The sequence below is a fragment of the Streptomyces sp. NPDC048600 genome (genome assembly GCF_055587025.1).
In genome coordinates, this window is the sequence record NZ_JBVJGZ010000009.1 from 59,553 (window position 1) to 78,125 (window position 18,573).

Below are 18,573 nucleotides of genomic sequence, written 5' to 3' on the forward strand. Positions count from 1 at the left end.
CGTGGTCCGTGGTGTGCCGTCGGCTCCCGCGGCACACCACGGACCGGGGAGAGGTTCTGCGGTGCCGTGCCCGTCGGTACCGGGTGGGCTCAGCGTGCCGTGGCGCGCAGCCGGACCAGGACGCCCGCGACGCCGAGGGCGGACAGCGCACCGAGCGAGAGCGCCCCGATCGGGAGACCCTCGTTGTGTGCCGCGGCCTGTCCGCTCTCGCCCGCGGGAACGCCGCCCGGAGCCGAGTGCATGCCCTTCAGGGTCTGGGTCTTGAGGGCCAGGTTCTTGTCCTCGGCGCTGCCCCAGGCGTAGACGATGGTGTTGGTGCCCTCCGCCAGGTTCAGATCGGCCGGACCGATCGCGACCGTGTCGGTGCCCGCCAGGACCACGTCCGCGGAGACCGTTCCGGCGGCGACGTCGCCCTTGGCCTCCTTCGGGTTGACCAGATCCTTGAACACCGGTGTGCCGTCGGCCCGTACGTCGACCGCGGGCGCCGCCGCGACATGGCGGACGGTCAGGCGGGCCTGGCCGGCCGGCACCTTGGAGGTGTCGTTGACGAACGCGTCCAGCGTGGGGTCGCCGTCGGCGGTCAGATGGGCCACGAGGGTCGCGTTCGCCCCCGCGGGTACGTCGACGGTTTTCTCGATGGCCGGTGTGCCGTCGGGACCCTCGCCGTCCGGGAAGATCTTGATGTCGTAGGAGCCGGCGTCGAGTTTCATCGGGTCGGTCAGCGTGCCCGGCTTGAAGTCGGGAATCAGTTCGTCGTCACCCGCGTAGACGTCCACGGTGAGACCGGGCACGGCGTGCAGGACCGTGACGGTGGCCTGGTCCTCGGCGGCGCCCTGCAGTGCGAAGGCGGGTGCCGCGGCGGTCATGGACACGACGGCGGCGGCTCCGGCGGCCAGGGCGGCACTCTTCGTACGTGAGTTCATGGCGGTCTGTCCCTTCGGCTCAGGAATGACTGGCACTGTGAGGACACATTCCGCCGCACCCGCACGATCGGTTTCACTTCCCGCGCGGTCACTTGCGGGCGGGGGGCTGGGAGTGCTGCTCGCCGTCGGCTCCGGGCGCGCTCGTACGTCGACGGCGGCATGCCGGCGGTGATGGTGGCGTGTGGGCCCGACGCTGGACAGGACGGCTCGCCGCTCAGTTTCCGTATGCGTCCCGTCGGTGACGCGGCGAGGACCGGCCCGCGTTCCAGTCGGCCAGGCCGCCCGCGCCGAGGAGTCCGGTACCGACGGCGAAATCCGGTCCTGTGCGCTGCCGCAGTTCCCGCCGGGAGATGTGGGTGACCAGCATCGGGAAGACCGGGCGCAGCGGCTGGCACCAGCGCAGCCAGGGCGGCGCGTAGACGGCGGGGGCGCGTCGCTCGATGCCGGCGGTGAGCAGCCCGGCCACCCGCGCCGGGGTCTGCACACGCCGGGCGAACCAGGGCTGATGTGCGCGCAGGGCCCTGAGCACCGGGTTGTCGTCGAGTCCGTCGATCATGTCGGTTCCGGTCCAGTGCAGATACGCGATGCCGACGCCGATGCCCTCGGGCGCGAGTTCGCCGCGCAGGGCCTGGGCGAAGGACTCGGCACCCGCCTTGGAGGCGCAGTAGGCGCTCATCATGGGCGCGGAGCCGAACGCGGCGGTCGAGGCGATCTCCAGAAAGTAGCCGCGGCTGCGGGTGAGGTGGGGCAGGAAGGCCCTGGCGGTGTTCGCGGCGCCGAGCAGGTTGACCTCGACAACCCGTCGCCACAGGTCGGGATCGGTGTCGCGGAACGGCCCGCTGACGGCGATCCCCGCATTCGCCACCACCACGTCGGCGGGGCCGAGTCGAGCCTCGACCTCCCTCGCCGCGGCTTCGAGGCCGCCGAGGTCGGTCACGTCCACCTCTACACACAGGCCGGGCGAGGACATCCCCGCCGTCGCCTCGCGCAGCCTCTCCTCCTCGCGGCCGAGAAGCGCGACCCGCGCACCGGCATCACTCAGAGCGGCGGCGAGCGCCGCGCCCACCCCGCGGGCGGCCCCGGTGACGACGGCGACCCGTCCACGCAGGGGCGAGCCGTCCAGGGGCGGGCTCGGGACCAGGGCGACACGTCGGGAAGCCCGGGCGACATATCGGGAAAGGAATCCTCGGCCGCTCATTCCATGGTCCTCGCCCTCTGTCTCCGTCGGCCACCGCCGGATCAGCCACGGCTACGAGTCACCCGGAGTACTGAGGCGATCTCGACTCACACCGAGTGCTGAGGCGATCTCGATCCCGCCGATCGCTCCGTGCCGTTGCCGGCACCTTGTTCACCACGCTGTTTTCGGGGCGACGCATCTCGCCGGATGCAGGACAAACGGGCGACGACCGACCTCGGCTGCGCCAGGAAAGGCATCCAGGTCAACACGGGGCGTCTGGAACAGGTGTGACACACGCATTGACATCACACCTTGCCGCCTCGACTATGACCGGGTGGTCATATGACCGCCCGGTCACCTCTGGAGTGCCGATGCCAACGCCTACCTGGGCTCGCCTGTCTCCGGCCCGCCGCGAGCGCATTCTCATCGCGGCGATGGACGAGTTCGGCACGCACGGCTACTCGACAGGCAGCCTGAACGTCATCGCCCGCGAGGCAGGCGTCGCAAAGGGATCCCTGTTTCAGTACTTCGCCGGAAAGCTGGATCTGTTCACCTATGTCGCCGAGCAGACCTCTTTGCGCGTGCACGAAAACCTGAGGCCCTGGCTCGAGAGTTATGACGGCACACGCGGCTTCGCCGGCCATTTCCTCGATGCCCTGGATGCCTGGGTGGTCTATTTCGCGGAACATCCGCTGGAACGCGGTGTCACGGCAGCGACCAATATGGAAATGGACCCGGCCGTCCGTGCCGCCGTGCGCACACCCGTGAACGACCTCTATATGACGAGCCTGCGCCCACTTCTCCAGCAAGCGGTCGACCTGGGCCACCTGCGGAAGGACTCCGATCTGGAGGCCCTGCTCGCTCTCCTGCTGACGATCCTGCCGAACCTGGCGCTGCTCGCGCACACCCCCGGGCTGACGGGCCCCATGCCTCTGCTGAACGTCCCTCCACAGGTTCGGCGGGAAAACCTCCAGCGGCTCATCGCGCCCCTGCTCTGCAGCTTCACGCCGCACGAAGCGTGAGAGGCGTTTCCGGTTCCGGCGCTCGAGTTCCACGTGTCTCCCGGACGCCTCTCCTGCCATGCGCCACGTCAATCGTTCCGTCACAGAAGGGTGAGGCTATGCTCCGCTCCACCGTACGGATCATCACCGCCGTGCTGCTGGCCGTCGCGGCCGGCATGGGATTCACTCCCGCCGCCGGCGCCTCGACAGCGAATCCCGTAGCGCCGCAGGACCTGTCCGAACCCGGTGTCCACGCGGTGGCCTACACGGATCTGACCGTGTCGGCCTCCGGCCGGTCGTACAGCGCACGTGTCTGGTATCCCGGAGCCTCGGCAGGTGCGAACGCGCCGGTCGCAGCCGGTGTCCACCCGGGGCTCGCCTTCGGGCACGGGTTCTTCCAGGGCATCACTCAGTACGAATCCCTGCTCAGGCACTACGCGTCCTGGGGATTCATCACCGTGGTACCGAAATCGCAAGGCGGCCTGTTCCCCAACCACTCCGCCTTCGCGGACGATCTGAACGCCGCGCTCACCTGGCTCACCACACAGAACAGCACCAGCGGCTCCCGTTTCACGGGCGCGGTCGCCACCTCCAGCCTGGGCGTCTCCGGGCACTCCATGGGCGGCGGCGCCGCCCTGCTGGCCGCGAGCCGCAACCCCGCGGTCAAGAGCGTGTCGACACTGGCGGCGGCGGAGACGAACCCCTCGGCGGTCGCCGCCTCGGGGACGCTCAGGACCCCCGCGCAGTACCTCGGTGGCAGCGAGGACAGCATCGCCGGGGTCGCCGACCACCAGCAGAAGATGTACGCCGCGAAGCCGGCACCTGCCCAACTGCGCGTCATCACCGGCGGCTTCCACTGCGGCTTCGAGGACAGCTCCGGCTTCGGCTGCGACAGCGGCAGCATCTCCCGCCCGGTACAGCAGAAGGCCACACGGGGCGTCACAACCGCCTGGCTGCTGTACACACTTGTCGGCCGGTCCTCGCTGTACGACGAGGTGTGGGGCTCAACGGCCCAGAATCTGCCGGGCGTTGTGTTCTCCGGCAAGCCTTGAGGTCCCTCTGACGTCCAGTCGCCGAGCGCGGTGACGCAGGGCGGGCGGCTCCTCGCTCTCGGTCGAGGAGCCGCCTGACCGCCGTTCGAGCCGTTCGAGAAGTCCGGGCCGTCCGCGGTCGGCAGCGATCGCGTCCGGGCGGTCCGCGGTCGGTGACGATCCGCGCCGCCAGGGCGACGAAGGTCTCCCGACTGACCGGGATCCTGCATTCACACACGGTCGCCGATCTGTCGACAAAGCGGCCCAGCAAGCGGGTGCGGCCCGGCGGGCGGATCATGGGGATGTGGACGCGGGGCTGGCAGCCGTGAGGCCACGGCTGCAGGGGCCGACCGCGGCACCGCACCTGTCCAGGGGCAGCGGCGTGCCGCGTCGCTGCCTGGCGCTCCCACGCCGGGACGTCCTTCCGCGACGGTTCCGAGCCCGTCTTCCCTGGCCATATGCCTGCCACCGCATGCAGGGGATGCCCGGGGGCGGGCCGGACGCAGCGGCGCACGCGACCGCGCTCCACGTACGCGCCTGCCCCGACGGTCTGCCCGCGCACGGGCCCACGGCCGCCGGGGTGAGGAGCGCACGGTGAGCGAGCCCGTGGAAGAACTCGTCAGCGGCGCCGCCCGGGACGCGGGAGGCTGGATGGGGGCGCTGCCGGTGGCACAGGTCGCCACGAGCGCCGACGGCACGATCGTGCGCTGGAACCGGGCCGCGCAGGAGCTGCTGGGCCACAGCCCGCACAACGTGATCGGCCGGCACATCGCCGAGCTGCTGCATCCCGGCGCGGACCGGAGTCTGGGACGGTCGCTCTGGGAGGCGGCCGCCTCCGGCCGGGGCGTCATGGGCACCGTCACCGCCTGGCACGCGGACGGCCACCCGGTCGAGCTGGAGATATGGGCCAGTCCGCTGCCCGACCGGCACGAGGACACCTCGGCCGTCGTGGTGTTCGCCGCCGACGCCCACGCCGCCCGCCGTATCCGCGGCTCCTCCGCCGTGTGGGACGGGCTGTTCGCCCGCTCTCCGGTCGGTATCGCCGTCCTCGACACCGAGCTGCGGTTCCTGCGGGTCAACGCGGCGCTGGAGAGGATGAACGGCCTGCCCGAGTCCGCCCACGTGGGCCGCCGCCTCTCCCAGCTGCTGCCCGAGGTCAACGCCCACGACATGGAAGAGGCGATGCGCACCGTCATCGCCAGCGGCCGGCCGGTGCTCGATCGCCGCCGGGCCGGGCGAACCCCGGCCGACCCCGACCGGGACAAGGTCTGGTCGTGCTCCTACGTCCGTGTCGAGGACCCCGCGGGCCGGCCGATCGGAGTGATCGCCTCCTTGCTCGACATCACCGAACAGCAGCGCGCCCACACCGAGGCGGAAGCAGGGCGCCGCCGCCTCGCCCTGCTCAGCGAGGCCTCGATCAGGGTCGGCTCCAGCCTGGAGCTGGAACGCACCGCCCAGGAGCTGGCCGACCTCGCGGTGCCCCGGCTGGCCGACGCCGTCACCGTCGATGTGCTCGACTCCCTCGCCCGCGGCGACGAACCGGGCCCGGGGCTCGCCGGCGGGGTGGCGCTGCGCCGCCTGGGCAAAGCGCCGCTCACCGGCTCCTCGGTCACCACCGCCCTGGCGCCGCTCGGCCGCACGCTCACCTTTCCGGCCGCGGCCCCTTACAGCCAGGTCCTCGCAGGCCGGCACCCGTACCTGCTGGCCCGCCTCGACGCCGACGCCGTAGCCCCGGCCGCACGCCACACCAGCAGGCCCGCCCACCTGCTGACACTGGGCGTGCACTCGTTCATGATGATCCCGCTCGTGGCCCGAGACCTCGTCCTGGGCGTCGCCACCTTCTACCGCACGCAGCCACTCGGCCCCTTCGACGGCGACGAGGCCGCCCTCGCCGCCCAGATCGCCGCCCGCGCCGCGCTCAGCATCGACAACGCCCGCCTCTACCACCGCGAACACGACACCGCCGTCACGCTGCAGCGCAGCATGCTGCCCCAGCACATCACGCCACCGGCGGGCATCGAGGTCGCCCACCGCTACCTGCCCGCCAGCGACGTCAACGAGGTCGGCGGCGACTGGTACGACGCGCTGTGCCTGCCCGCCGGCAAGGGCGCTCTGCTGATCGGCGACGTCATGGGCCACGGCATGGTCGCCGCGGCCGTCATGGGACGGCTGTCCGCGAGCATCCGGGCGCTGGCCCGCCTCGACCTCGAACCGAAGGAGATCCTGGCCCAGCTGGAAGCCGCTCTGGAGGATCTGGCGGAGCCGATGCTCGCCACCCTCCTGTACGTCGTCGTCGACCCGGCCACCGGCCACTGCCGCATCACCCGGGCAGGTCACCCCCCTCCCGCGCTGGTCACCCCCGACGGCGAAGTCCGCCTCCTCGATGTACCGCCCGGGACACCCCTCGGCGTCGGCGGCACCCGCTACACCACCACCGATCACATCCTTCTGCCCGGCAGCATCCTCGTGCTGTACACCGACGGGCTCATCGAATCGCGCAGCAGCGACATCGACGAACGCCTCGACGAACTCACCGACGCCCTGGCCGAGCCCAGTCCCTCCCTGGACGCCATGTGCGACAGCCTCCTGGCCCGCCTCGTCCCGGCCTCCGCCGACGACGACATCGCCCTGCTCGTCGCCCGTACACGGCCCATTCCGTGACAGGGCGCACGGCAGCGGGCACGTGCGCGTGACCATCCCGGTCACCGGGGCCCTGCCATCCGCTGACGCGGACGCACGTCGGCCCCGCACCGCCTGTCGGCAGGGCGGGGCCGTCGGATCACTCGGCCGCGTACGGAGAGACGGCGGCCTGCGTGCGGATGGCGGGCAGCTCGTCGTACAGCTTCTGTCCGGGGCACAGCGTGGCGTAGCCGTCGCGGTGACCGGAGACGGTGTGCAGCGTGGCGCGCTCGCCGGCCTTGTAGACACCGGTGTCACCGGCCGCGGTGAGCGTCACCTGGGCCTGCGGGTCGACGCCGTCCAGACCGAGCTTCCAGGCGGCGACGTCGGCGACGGCCGACAGGGCGGCGGGTGTCGGGGTGCCGCCGTTCTCGTAGTCGCCGAGCAGGGAGATGCTCGAGGACACACCGTTGAAGCCGTAGGTGTGGGCGCCACGCACCCGCTTGTCGACACCGCCGGCGCGGCCCTCGAAGACCGTGCCGCACTTGTCCACGAAGAAGTTGTAGCCGAGGTCGTTCCAGCCGTTCGTCTGTACGTGGTAGACGAAGATCGCGCGGATGATCGCGGGTGAGTCGGCGCAGGTGTAGTCGTTGGTGCCGGCCGTGTGGTGGACGAAGAACGCCTCCACCTTGCTGATGTACTCCGCGGGGTCCTTCACCAGCGACTCGTCGGCACCCCAGCCGGCCCGGCTCACGATCGCGGGCGCGGTGGGAGCGGCGGGGCTCGTCGACTCCGCAGGTGCGGACGTGGTGGGTGACTCGACCGGGGCACTGGTCTCAGCGGACGGGCTGGCCTCGGCGGGCGGGCTGGTCTCCGTTTCCGGGCCGGTCTCCGCCGGCGGGTTGTCCGTCGGCGTGGCCTCGGTCGGCTCGGCCGTGGCCTCCGACGGCGACTCGACGGGGGCGGACGACGACGTCTCGGCGGGGGCGGACGACGACGTCTCCGCGGGGGTGCTCGTGGCCTTCGGCGTGTGCTTGCCGGGCTTTGCCGCCGCGCTCTTGCTCTTGTTCCCGGTCGTCGTCCCGGGGTCGACCATGTCCAGGCGCAGCCCCGCGGGTACGGCCGTCTGCTCGCCGTCGGCCAGGACGCGGGCCTCCACCGCGTCCGAGGGCCCCGTCCACAACGGCTCTGAGGCGCCGCGGGTGTCGGCCGCGCTCGTCTCGTCCGTCTCCGGCGCCACGATGTCGAGATCGAGATCGCGCCATTCGGACCACACGCCGGTCTCGGAGCTGCGGGTGCGGATCTGAGCGGTGCCGTCGAATTCCTTGGTGTGATCCGCCCAGGAGACGCCGATCAAGGAGAAGGCCTCGGTCTGCGTGCGCGGCACGGTGCGCTTGGCCTGGCCGGTGCCGGTGAACGCCATGGTCTCGGCACTCGCGGGCCGGTTCGTCTCGCCGCCGGAGCCCTCGCCGGGACCCGTGGCCCCCGCGACCGTGGCCACGCCGGCACCGCCGAGTACGGTGACGCCGACGGCCAGCCAGGTGATGCGGGAGCGGCCGAGTGTGCGGCGCGCGCGGGTTCTTCTGGGGCTCATGTGTTTCCCTGTCCTCGTTCGCTTGCGGTGGTGCCCGAGAGGGGCCGTGGTCAGCCCACGGCGGAGTCGTCCGACTCAGGGCTGGACTCGGCAGCGGGCAGTACGCCGGTGCAGGTGGCGCGGCCGAAGTCGCCGCTGGCGGTGGCGCTCTGGAGGTGCCGGCCCTGTACGGCGACGGCACAGCGGGCCTGGCCGCCCGTCTCACCGAGCACGATGCTGACGACGGGGCTGCGGCCGAGCGGAACCGGCACGGTCTTGCGCCAAGGCAGGGTGGCCGCCTTCACGACGGTCGCCGTGCCCGACTCGCTGCGCGCCTGGTACGTGATGTCTGCGGTACCGGTCCCGGTCACTTCGTAGGTGACCGAGGCGGAGGGCACCGCGCGCTTCCTCTCCTTCTCCTCGTCGCCCGTAGAGAGCAGCCCGAACAGCAGGAGTCCGCCGCACGCGGCGAGAACCACGGCGGCCGTGACGACCCCGGCACGGTCCGGGCGGCGGCCGGGCCGGGCGCCCCCTTGTCCTGTCGCTGACGGTTCTTCGGATTTCTCGGACTCCGCCCTCGCGTCACCCATGAATTCGCCCCCTCGGCAGGTGAATTGAGCGTACACCGGCTCGCTCGAGCCGAGACAGCCGGGTTATACCTCATCTCTGCGGGCGCTTTCCAGCGAGCGGAAATTTCGGGCAGAAGAGGCTGCCCATATGGCCGTTTTGCAGGAGCTCCAGCAGCAAGTGGCCGCATTGTCGCAACACTTGACTTTCCATCAGCTGAATGACTAGACCTCTGCACCCACCGCGTCCGGCCTCGACAGGAGCCTTCTCGGCCCCTCGGGTAAATGCGGTGGATTTCAACGACGGTTGATGGAAAGGTTTGGCGTGAGTAACAGATGGGGCAAGGCACTGGCGTGCCTTGTGGCGGCCACGGTGACGAGTTCACTGCTGCCACAGGTCGCTTATGCCGCGTCCGGTTCCGATGACGACGGCGGTTTCGTCGACGGCATCGCGAGCTGGATCGGGGACGACGAGGACCAGGAGCCGGCGGAGCCGGCTTCGCACGACGAGGCGGGTGTCGCAGAACGGCAGAAGCTGCCGAAGGGCAAGGTGACTCCCAAGCCGAAGCGCGTCAGGGAACTCACCGCGCGGCGTACGGCGTACAGCCGGTTCTGGCAGTTGTCGGACGGACGGGTGCAGGCCGAGGTGTCGGCAGTGCCGACCTCGTACCGCACGGGCAAGGCGTGGCGGGCCGTCGAGACCCAGGTGGGGAAGTCGGCCCGTGCCGGATTCCTGTTCGCCAACACCACCAACACGACACGCAGTTGGTTCGGCGAGGACGCGAGCCGCATGGTCCGGGTGGAGTCCTCCGACGGCCACGCGGTCACCTTGGGCCTGGAGGGGGCGGAGAAGCTCTCCCCCGTGGCGAAGGGTGACACCGTCACCTACCGCGACGCGGTCTCCGGCGCCGACCTGTCGTACGAGGTCGGCGCGGGCAGGGTGAAGGAGAACATTCTCCTGGCCGAACAGCCCGACGGTCCGGTGAAGTTCGTCTTCGACCTGGACACGGACGGGCTCACGCCGAAGGCGGCGAAGGACGGCTCCATCGCCTTCTACGGCGAGGGCACCAGCCCGGTTCTGGTCATCCCGGCACCGTTCATGGCCGACACGAGAAAGGACGCCGAGTCCCCCTACGGCACCGCCTACAGCACCGCCGTGCAGCAGTCGCTGTCACGTGACGGCAAGGCCTGGAAGCTCACCGTCACACCGGACGCGAAGTGGCTTGCGGCGCCGGAGCGGCAGTACCCGGTCACGATCGATCCGACGATCCAGATCGCTCCGACGCCGTCGACGGCTCAGGACGTGATGATCTCCTCGGACGGTCCCGGGTCGAACTACGACACCAACTGGCGTCTGTCGGTCGGCAACACCTCCACCGGCTCCTCGCGCGCGCTGGTGAAGTTCCCGCTGACGGGGGTGCCCGCCGGCACGCGGCTGGACGCCGCCGAGCTGAAGCTGTACTACGACCAGACCCACACAGCAGGTGACACCGAGGTCCATCTGGAGGCCCACCGGGCGACCCAGGACTGGCGCGAGGACACCGCGACCTGGAACAGCGCCAACGGCATCACCGGTGAGCTGTCGGGTACGTCGGTCCTGGTCGACGACGGGGACGCGGGCACGACCGCCGCGTCCGGTTCGTGGCCCGCGTCGGGGAACACGGCGTACACGCAGTACGCGGTGAACCAGGACTACCTGTACAACAAGGACTCGGTGGCCGGGAACACCTACACCTGGCAGCCGAACCTCCCCGAGGACGGCGACTACCAGGTCCAGGTGCACTACGTGCCCGCCCCGGACCGTGCCACCAACGCCCCCTACACGCTCACCTACAACGGCGGGTCGAAGGCCTACACCGTCAACCAGCAGTCCGGTACCGGCGGTGTGTGGAAGACGCTGGGCACGCACCCGTTCAAGGCGGGCACGGCCGGCAGGATCGTCCTCGGTGACGGTCCGGCGTCGACGACGACGGCGGTGCTGGCGGACGCGGTGCGCTTCACCAAGGGTGGTGTGGTCACCAAGCCGCCGTCCGAGGTGAACGTCTGGCACTCCTTCCCTGTCACCAGAACCGTCCAGTCGTGGATCGACGGGGCGAACAGCAACTACGGTTTCGTGGTCAAGGCGGCGGACGAGTCCGCCAACGCCCCCAAGGGCGGACCTCGTTACGAGGGAAGCGAGTTCGGCTACGGCGGCGAGACCGCGAACTACCCCCGCCTGCTCCTGACCTACGGCCGGCCGGGTGTCGAGCTCGAAGCGCCGACGACGATCCACGACACGGGTGCGGAGCTGAAGTGGTCGGCGTACTCCGATCCCTCCGCCGCGACCGGTGACGACATCGTCGAGTACCAGGTCCACCGGTCGATCTACCAGACGTTCACGCCTTCGGCGGCGACCCTGGTCTCCCCTGTGTCCAAGTCCCTCACCCAGTACACGGACACCTCGGCGACGCCGACGGCCGCGGACAGCGCGGACCCGTTCGGGCGGGCGTACTACTACCAGGTCGCCGTCAAGACCGCCGACGGTCAGGTGACCGGCGCGCCGACACAGCTGGTGCGCCTGCCCAAGGCCGGCCGCACCACGAAGATCATCGAGGCGGGGCAGGACACCACGCTGTCCCAGACGGAGTCGACGCTCCCGCACGACACGCTCACGGACGGGGTGGCCCAGAACTGGCTGGCGGTGGGCAACAACTCGCCCACCTACGGCGACACCCGTGCGCTGCTGAAGTTCCCGGCCCTGTCCGGGATCCCGGCCGGCGCGCGTGTGCTGGACGCGACGATGCGGATGTGGGGCACGCAGACCACGACGGAGAACACCGGCGCCGTCTACGAACTGCGGCCGCTGACCCGCGACTTCGACGAGGCGTCGGCGACGTGGGCGAAGGCGAACTCCGGCACCGACTGGACCACCGCCGGCGGCGACTTCGGCGCCACGGTCGCGGACACCGCCCCGGCCATGAGCAACGACCCGGCCCGTCACGACTGGAGCGTCACCTCCCTGGTGCAGGGCTGGGTGACCACACCCGCCTCCCAGCAGGGCGTGCTGGTGAAGATGACCGACGAGAGCCTGAAGCAGGAACGCACGGTGTTCCTGTCCTCCGAGGCGAGGGAGAAGAAGCTGCGCCCGCGTCTGGTCGTCACCTACATCGACTCCACCACCGAGTCGACGTACTACGCGCCCAGGACTCCTGCCCGGATGACCCCGAACTCCGCGTACACGGTCGAGTTCACCCTCACCAACACCACCGACACGGCCTGGGCCGCCGGTGAACGCGAGCTGTCCTACACCTGGAAGCTCCCGGACGGCACGGACGTCACCAACGGCGGCAACCAGGTCGCCACGGCCCTCCCGGCCCTCTCGCCGGGCCAGTCGACCCTGGTACAGGCGCAGGTCAAGACGCCGGTCAACAGCGACAGCGGCAACAAGCGCACCGACTACGTCCTCGGCTGGGACGTCCGCAAGGTCTCGGACGGCAGCTGGCTGTCGGCGGGCACCGGCGGCATCCCGGCCCTCGAGCAGAACGTGGCGGTCGAGGACCCTACGTCCAACTCCCTGGGCCTGGAGAAGTTCTACTCCTACACGGGCAAGAACACCGGTGCCGGTGCGTCGGTGATGAACAATCTCGCCTCCGGCAACAGCGTGTGGTCCTACAACGCCTTCACCAACCCCGGACGCGGCCTGACCACCTTCGCCCGCTTCTCCTACAACTCCCTCGACACCAGCGACACGGTGCTCGGCGCGGGCTGGTCCGGGCAGCTCGCGGGCCCGGTCCGCCTGGGTGCGCCGCTGGACTTCCACCCCAACCCCAGCGCGAACGCCCGTGAGATCCGCCTGCCGGACGGCGACGGCACCACGCACGTGTTCACCAAGCAGGAGGACGGCACCTGGAAGGCGCCGGCGGGCGTCCACTACCGGATCACCATGAAGCCGGGCCTGGACTGCACCCCGGACAAGGACCCGGTCCCGGACGCCTGGACGCTGCTGCGTCCGGACGGCACCCGCTTCCTCTTCGGCTGCGACGGCTACCTGACCTCGGTGGTCGACAAGAACGGCAACACGCAGACGTACACCTACGAGGAGCGCAAGTCCAACAACAAGCCGGTCAAGTTCCTCTCCTACATCACCGACCCGGCAGGGCGGCAGTCGCTGACCGTGGAGTACTACTCCAAGGCCGAGGCGTCCAGCCCGAAGATCGCCGACCACGTCAAGTCGATCACGGACATCTCGGGATCGGTCAGCGGCCTCCCGGTACGCAAGCTCGGCTTCGAGTACTCCGACCAGGGTCTCCTCACCAAGCTCACGGACGGCACGGGTTCTGCCCAGCCCAAGGTGTTCGCCTTCACCTACGACGCCACCCAGGGCAACAAGAACGTCAAGCTCGTCACCGCCACCGACCCGCGTGGCCATGACACCATGCTCGACTACCACGCCCCGCAGGCAGGCGACGACCCCAAGTACCACTGGTGGACCAAGAAGATCACCGACCGTCTCGGCGGTGACACTCTCTTCGCGTACGCGGCGAACACCACGAACACGAAGTTCACCGACACCACGGTCACGGACGCCGAGAACCACGCGACCGAGTACGTCACCGACGACTTCGGACGCCCGGTGCAGACCGTCAACGCCAAGTCCCAGACCACGAAGATGAGCTGGGACGCCGACAACAACGTCACCTACCTCGAAGAGGACAACGGCGCCAAGACCGCCTTCTGCTACGACCAGAAGACCGGTTACCCCCTCTGGGAGCGCGACGCCGAGAACAACAGGAACGGCGTCCCGACGGCCTCGGAGTGCGCGCCCGGTACCTATCCGGCCGACACGGCGAGGTTCGAGTACCAGACCCGCGCCGACGGTTTCGCCGCGGACCTGTTCCGCAAGACCTCTGCCGAGGGTCGCGTCTGGCAGTTCGGCTACGACATGTACGGAAACCTCAAGACGGTCACCGACCCCAAGGGCGTCGCGACCGCCACCGCGGACGACTACACCACCAAGTACGAGTACGACGCCTACGGCCAGTTGACCAAGGCGACCGACGCCAACGGCAACCCGACGGCGTACTCCGCCTTCGGCCCGACCGGGTACCCGAACCGCGTCACGGACGCGAAGACCTTCACCACGGACTTCGTCTACGACGACCACGGCCGGGTCACGAAGGTCACCGACGCGAACCAGAAGATCACCACGCAGACGTACGACGTCTACGGTCGCCCGCTGGTGAAGACGGTGCCGAAGAAGCAGGACACCGGTGCCCTCATCACCACTCCGGCACCCGAGTACGACGCCAACGACAACGTCACCAGGTCCACGGCACCGAACGGCGCCGTCTCCACAGCCGTGTACGACAAGGCGGACCAGATCGCCTCTGCGACCGCCCCGGTGAACAACCTCACCGCTCCGCGCACCACGACGTACACCTACGACAAGGTCGGCAATCTCAGGACGACGACCGAGCCCAAGGGCACGGCGACGACGACGGTCGCGACCGACTACCTCACCACCAACCACTACGACGAGATCTACCAGCTCACCTCCGTGATCAACGCGGCCGGTGACAAGATCAGCTACGAGTACGACAACGTCGGCAACATCGTCACGGTCGTCGACCCGAAGAAGAACGCGACAGCCGACACCACCGACTACAGCAGCCGGACGGCCTACGACCTGAACCACCGTGCCACCGTCGTCACCGACGCGGCCGGCAAGACCACCAAGCAGGGCTACGACAAGGACTCCCTGGTCACTTCGGCCACCGACCCGGAGAACAACACCACCACCATCACCTACGACGAGCGCGGCAAACAGACCGAGGTCAAAGTGCCGCACTCCGGCACCACCCCGATCACCTACCGCACGACCAGGTACGAGTACGACCAGGCAGGCAACACTGTCAAGGTCATCACCCCGCGCGCCGTCGCGGCGGGCACGACCACGGCCTTCACGGCCCGAACCGACTACGACGAGCTGAACCGTCCGGTCAGGCAGTACCAGCCCTACGACCCGGCCGACTCCCGCTACAACAGTCCGAACGTCTACACGGAGACGGTCTACGACAAGATCGGCAGGGTCGCGAAGACCTCGCTGCCGCCGTCCGACGGCGAGACCGTCCGCAACGACACGTCGTACAGCTACTTCGACAACGGCTGGGTGGAGTCGTCCACGGACCCGTGGGACATCGCCACCGCCTACGACTACAACGAGGTCGGGCAGCAGACCAGGCGCACCGTGACCTCGGCGGGCGGTTCGTCCAACCGCACGATGACGTGGTCCTACTACGCCGACGGCAAGCTGAAGGCGAAGTCCGACGACGGCGTCCCGGTCGGTCAGTCGGTCGTCCTGGTCGACAACTCCGACACCCAGAACACGTCCTCCACCGGCACCTGGACCAAGGCGACCGCCACCGGCCAGCACGGCTACGACCACCGCATCCACGCGGCGGGCACCGGCACGGACGCGTACACCTGGACCCTGAACATCCCCAAGGACGGCACGTACACCGCGTACGTGAAGTTCCCGAAGGTCACGGGCGCCGCGACGAGCGCCAAGTACACGGTGACGCACGACGGCGGTACGTCCGACAGGACGATCGACCAGAACGCCACCGCGAATCAGGGCACTTGGGTGTCGCTGGGCGCCTACGCCTTCAAGCAGGGCAATGCCGCCAAACTCCAGCTGTTCCAGAACAGCGGCGGACCGGTCGTGGCGGACGGCGTCAAGCTCGTCCGCAGCACCAGCGGCGAGCCCGCCGACACGGAGAAGACCGACTTCGCCTACACCTACGACCTCAACGGCAATCTGACCAAGATCGACGACACCTCGTCGACCGCGAGGATCGACGCCTACACGGTCGCCTACACGGGCCTCAACCAGGTCCAGAAGGTCACCGAGGCACTCGCAGGCGCCGAGAAGAAGACCACGTCGTACACCTACGACGCCAACGGCCAGCCCGAGACGGTCACCCACCCCGACCAGTTCTCCAAGTACACCTACGATCTGCGTGAGCTGGTCAAGACGATCTCCGTCGGCAAGAGCGCGACGGACACCGGCCCGAAGGTGACGTCGTACATCTACTCCGACCGCGGCCAGCGGGTGAAGGAGACCAAGGACAACGGCAACACCGTCGACTACACCTACTTCCTCGACGCTGCCGTGAAGACGTCGACCGAGAAGAAGGCCGACGGCGCCCTCGTCGCCTCGCACACCTACGCCTACGACGCCAACGGCAACAAGGCGCAGGACGTGACGAAGAAGATGAACGCCGACAACAACACGGCCTATCTCGAGTCGACGACCGACTACACCTACGACCCGGCCGACCGGCTGAAGGAGACGGTCAAGACCGGAAACGGCGCCGGCACGGAGACTTACGTCCACGACGACAACGCCAACGTCATCCGGCAGACGGTCAAGAACGAGACCACCGAGTTCGAGTACGACCGCAACAGGCTGCTGACCGCCACGGTCTCCGGGGCCACGGCGAACTACAACTACGACCCGTTCGGCCGCCAGGAGTCGGTCACCGCGAGCGGTCAGGTCATCGAGCGGAAGGTCTACGACGGCTTCGACCACGTCGTCGAGGACCAGAAAATGGTCTCCGGCGGTGCGCTGGAGACGACGAGGTACACCTTCGACCCGCTCGACCGCACCTCGTCGAAGACCGCCGACGGCAAGACCACCACGTTCAACTACCTCGGCCTGTCCAAGGAGGTGCTGAACGAGGAGGTCTCCGGAGCCCTGACCAAGTCCTACCAGTACAGCCCCTGGGGCGAGCGCCTGTCGCAGATCAAGCACAACACCGACGGCACGACCGAGGACAGCTACTACGGCTACAACAGCCACACCGACGTCGAGACACTCACCGACGAGGACGGCAACACCAAGGCCACGTACGGCTACACCGCCTACGGCTCGGACGACGAGTCGGAGTTCACCGGTATCGACAAGCCCGACGCGGGCGACCCGACCAAGGAGGAGTACAACGCCTACCGCTACAACTCCAAGCGCTGGGACTCCCGTTCCGAGACGTACGACATGGGCTTCCGTGACTACAGCCCGGACCTGAACCGCTTCGTCACCCGGGACATGTACAACGGCGCACTGGCGGACATGGAGCTGGCGGCCGACCCGTTCACCGGGAACCGCTACGCGTTCACCGGCGGCAACCCGATCAGCTTCATCGAGATCGACGGACACCTGTCGTGGGGCGATGTCACCGACACCTTCGAGAAGGTCGTCAGGGGTGGCACGAAATTCGGCGCCAAGAGGAATCCCATCGGACTGGTGATCGAGGTGGGAAGCTTCGTCCTGGGAGTCGAGAGCCCCGTCGATCAGGGCGTCGACGCGCTCCTCGACGAGATATTCGGCGGTGGCGGAGGGGGCAAGGCCACTTGGCGCCCGATGGCTTCCGACGACTGCGACGAGGATCAGCTCCTCACTTCCGTAGGATGTGAGGACCCCGCTGACACGCTGCAAAGGGTCACCGACGAAGTGCACCAGGAGTTCCAGAAGAACCCGCAGAGCTATCTCGACGAGCTCACTCCGGCCGAGCGTGCCGCGACGGAAGCCGATCCGAAGTTCGCCCAGGCGAGCTACGGCAAGGCCATGGAGCGGGCGGTGGCCAGGCACCCGGACGTCCAGCCGCACTTCGAGCACGTGGGTGGAGCCGGCAATCCTGACTTCCTGCTGGTGACCCGTCACGGGGTGTCGCCCTACGAGCTCACCACGAACAGCAACGGGGCGTTCCTCGGCCACGTGAACCGGTGGTACGTCGAGCCGCTCACGTACATCACCTACCCGTCTGTGCCATTTGGATTTGGGGTGCTCCCGTAGCTCATGAAGTTTCAGGAACGGCGTCAGAGGATTTCAGGCGTGACCAGCGGGCCGGGCGCGCGAGTGACCGGCACGGACTGGGAGAGGGTCCAGTTCCTCAACTGTGTTTCGAGGTGCACTCCTGATCCCCGGGATCGTCTGCGGGTGACCGGGGTGAATCTGGTCGACTGCAGCGAGAAGGGCTGTTACGTCGAGGGTGCGATGCTGACGGACGTCACGGTGGACGGCCTCCTCGTCGAGGAGGCGATGCCACTGAAGCTGGCAGGCTGCGTGTTCCATCACGTGACACTGCGCGGTGAACTCGGACAGATCATGATCCGTCCGAAGCTGCACATGGCCTACCGGCAGTCGCAGCCTTCCTACGACGCCGCCAACTCTGCGGCGTACGAAGAGATCGACTGGGCCCTCGACATCTCCGGCGCGCGAGGATGCGCGGTGGACGTGCAGGGGATTCCGAGCCGATTGATCCGCAGAGATCCTGAGACCCAGGCCGTCATGACCTTCGAGCAGGCACTCGGGGGAGCATGGCGGGAGGTCGACCTGGCCGGTACGCCCTTCGGCGTGCACGCCAAGATCATCCTCGAGACGGGCGCGGAGGACATGGTGCTCGCGGCCGATCACAGCAGTGCCAACTTCGCCCATCAGGTGGCGAAGCTGGCGGAACTGCGAAAGCTCGGCTGCGTGCTGCCCGACTGACGCGGACTCGGTGCTTTTTGCCGGCGACCCCTAGCCTTTGCCCCCGGGTGGTGGGGGGGGCCCCCCCCCTGAGAAGCCCCCCCCTTGCGCGGGGGGTGCTCCCCCTCTCCCCTCCGCCCACCCACCTTGGCGGAACTCCGAACCGACGCCTCGGCCC

Annotated in this window: 9 protein-coding genes; 5 read left to right on the forward strand and 4 right to left on the reverse strand. The window is 68.9% G+C overall.

The features are described from left to right. Positions 1 to 89: 89 nt before the first annotated feature. Positions 90 to 923: a DUF4397 domain-containing protein gene (locus ACZ6SQ_RS14825; protein WP_469561148.1), complete on the reverse strand. Its 834-nt coding sequence runs from the start codon at positions 921 to 923 to the stop codon at positions 90 to 92. Between the two features lie 214 nt (positions 924 to 1,137). Beyond that, positions 1,138 to 2,121 (reverse strand): SDR family oxidoreductase, encoded by a 984-nt coding sequence (locus tag ACZ6SQ_RS14830; protein ID WP_469561151.1) that lies wholly within the window; start codon positions 2,119 to 2,121, stop codon positions 1,138 to 1,140. Between the two features lie 350 nt (positions 2,122 to 2,471). On the opposite strand from ACZ6SQ_RS14830, the gene ACZ6SQ_RS14835 reads away from it, so the two are divergent. The 3 genes from ACZ6SQ_RS14835 (at position 2,472) to ACZ6SQ_RS14845 (ending at position 6,793) form a co-directional block, all read left to right on the forward strand. Beyond that, positions 2,472 to 3,122, forward strand: coding sequence for a TetR/AcrR family transcriptional regulator (locus ACZ6SQ_RS14835; protein WP_469561153.1), 651 nt, complete (start codon positions 2,472 to 2,474; stop codon positions 3,120 to 3,122). A 98-nt stretch (positions 3,123 to 3,220) separates the two neighbouring features. After that, positions 3,221 to 4,153 (forward strand): alpha/beta hydrolase family protein, encoded by a 933-nt coding sequence (locus tag ACZ6SQ_RS14840; RefSeq protein WP_469561155.1) that lies wholly within the window; start codon positions 3,221 to 3,223, stop codon positions 4,151 to 4,153. A 573-nt stretch (positions 4,154 to 4,726) separates the two neighbouring features. Beyond that, entirely contained in the window at positions 4,727 to 6,793 is a 2,067-nt protein-coding gene (locus ACZ6SQ_RS14845; protein WP_469561160.1) for a SpoIIE family protein phosphatase, read from the forward strand. Between the two features lie 118 nt (positions 6,794 to 6,911). Here ACZ6SQ_RS14845 and ACZ6SQ_RS14850 read toward each other — a convergent pair whose 3' ends face one another. Then, positions 6,912 to 8,345: a peptidoglycan recognition protein family protein gene (locus ACZ6SQ_RS14850; RefSeq protein ID WP_469561163.1), complete on the reverse strand. Its 1,434-nt coding sequence runs from the start codon at positions 8,343 to 8,345 to the stop codon at positions 6,912 to 6,914. A 50-nt stretch (positions 8,346 to 8,395) separates the two neighbouring features. Further along, the gene (locus ACZ6SQ_RS14855; protein WP_469561165.1) at positions 8,396 to 8,914 is read right to left on the reverse strand and encodes a hypothetical protein; all 519 of its coding nucleotides are present in this window, start codon (positions 8,912 to 8,914) and stop codon (positions 8,396 to 8,398) included. A 286-nt stretch (positions 8,915 to 9,200) separates the two neighbouring features. On the opposite strand from ACZ6SQ_RS14855, the gene ACZ6SQ_RS14860 reads away from it, so the two are divergent. Further along, a complete protein-coding gene (locus ACZ6SQ_RS14860; RefSeq protein ID WP_469561168.1) occupies positions 9,201 to 17,720 on the forward strand; it encodes a golvesin C-terminal-like domain-containing protein in 8,520 nt (2,839 codons plus the stop codon). 144 nt (positions 17,721 to 17,864) lie between these two features. Further along, positions 17,865 to 18,416, forward strand: coding sequence for a hypothetical protein (locus tag ACZ6SQ_RS14865; RefSeq protein ID WP_469561171.1), 552 nt, complete (start codon positions 17,865 to 17,867; stop codon positions 18,414 to 18,416). Positions 18,417 to 18,573 lie beyond the last annotated feature (157 nt).

Bases quoted from the DNA above. Each gene is read 5' to 3' on its own strand.
- ACZ6SQ_RS14830 (WP_469561151.1), bottom strand. From the start codon at position 2,121: ATGAGCGGCCGAGGATTCCTTTCCCGATATGTCGCCCGGGCTTCCCGA.
- ACZ6SQ_RS14825 (WP_469561148.1), bottom strand. From the start codon at position 923: ATGAACTCACGTACGAAGAGTGCCGCCCTGGCCGCCGGAGCCGCCGCC.
- ACZ6SQ_RS14860 (WP_469561168.1), top strand. From the start codon at position 9,201: ATGGAAAGGTTTGGCGTGAGTAACAGATGGGGCAAGGCACTGGCGTGC.
- ACZ6SQ_RS14835 (WP_469561153.1), top strand. From the start codon at position 2,472: ATGCCAACGCCTACCTGGGCTCGCCTGTCTCCGGCCCGCCGCGAGCGC.
- ACZ6SQ_RS14855 (WP_469561165.1), bottom strand. From the start codon at position 8,914: ATGGGTGACGCGAGGGCGGAGTCCGAGAAATCCGAAGAACCGTCAGCG.
- ACZ6SQ_RS14840 (WP_469561155.1), top strand. From the start codon at position 3,221: ATGCTCCGCTCCACCGTACGGATCATCACCGCCGTGCTGCTGGCCGTC.
- ACZ6SQ_RS14850 (WP_469561163.1), bottom strand. From the start codon at position 8,345: ATGAGCCCCAGAAGAACCCGCGCGCGCCGCACACTCGGCCGCTCCCGC.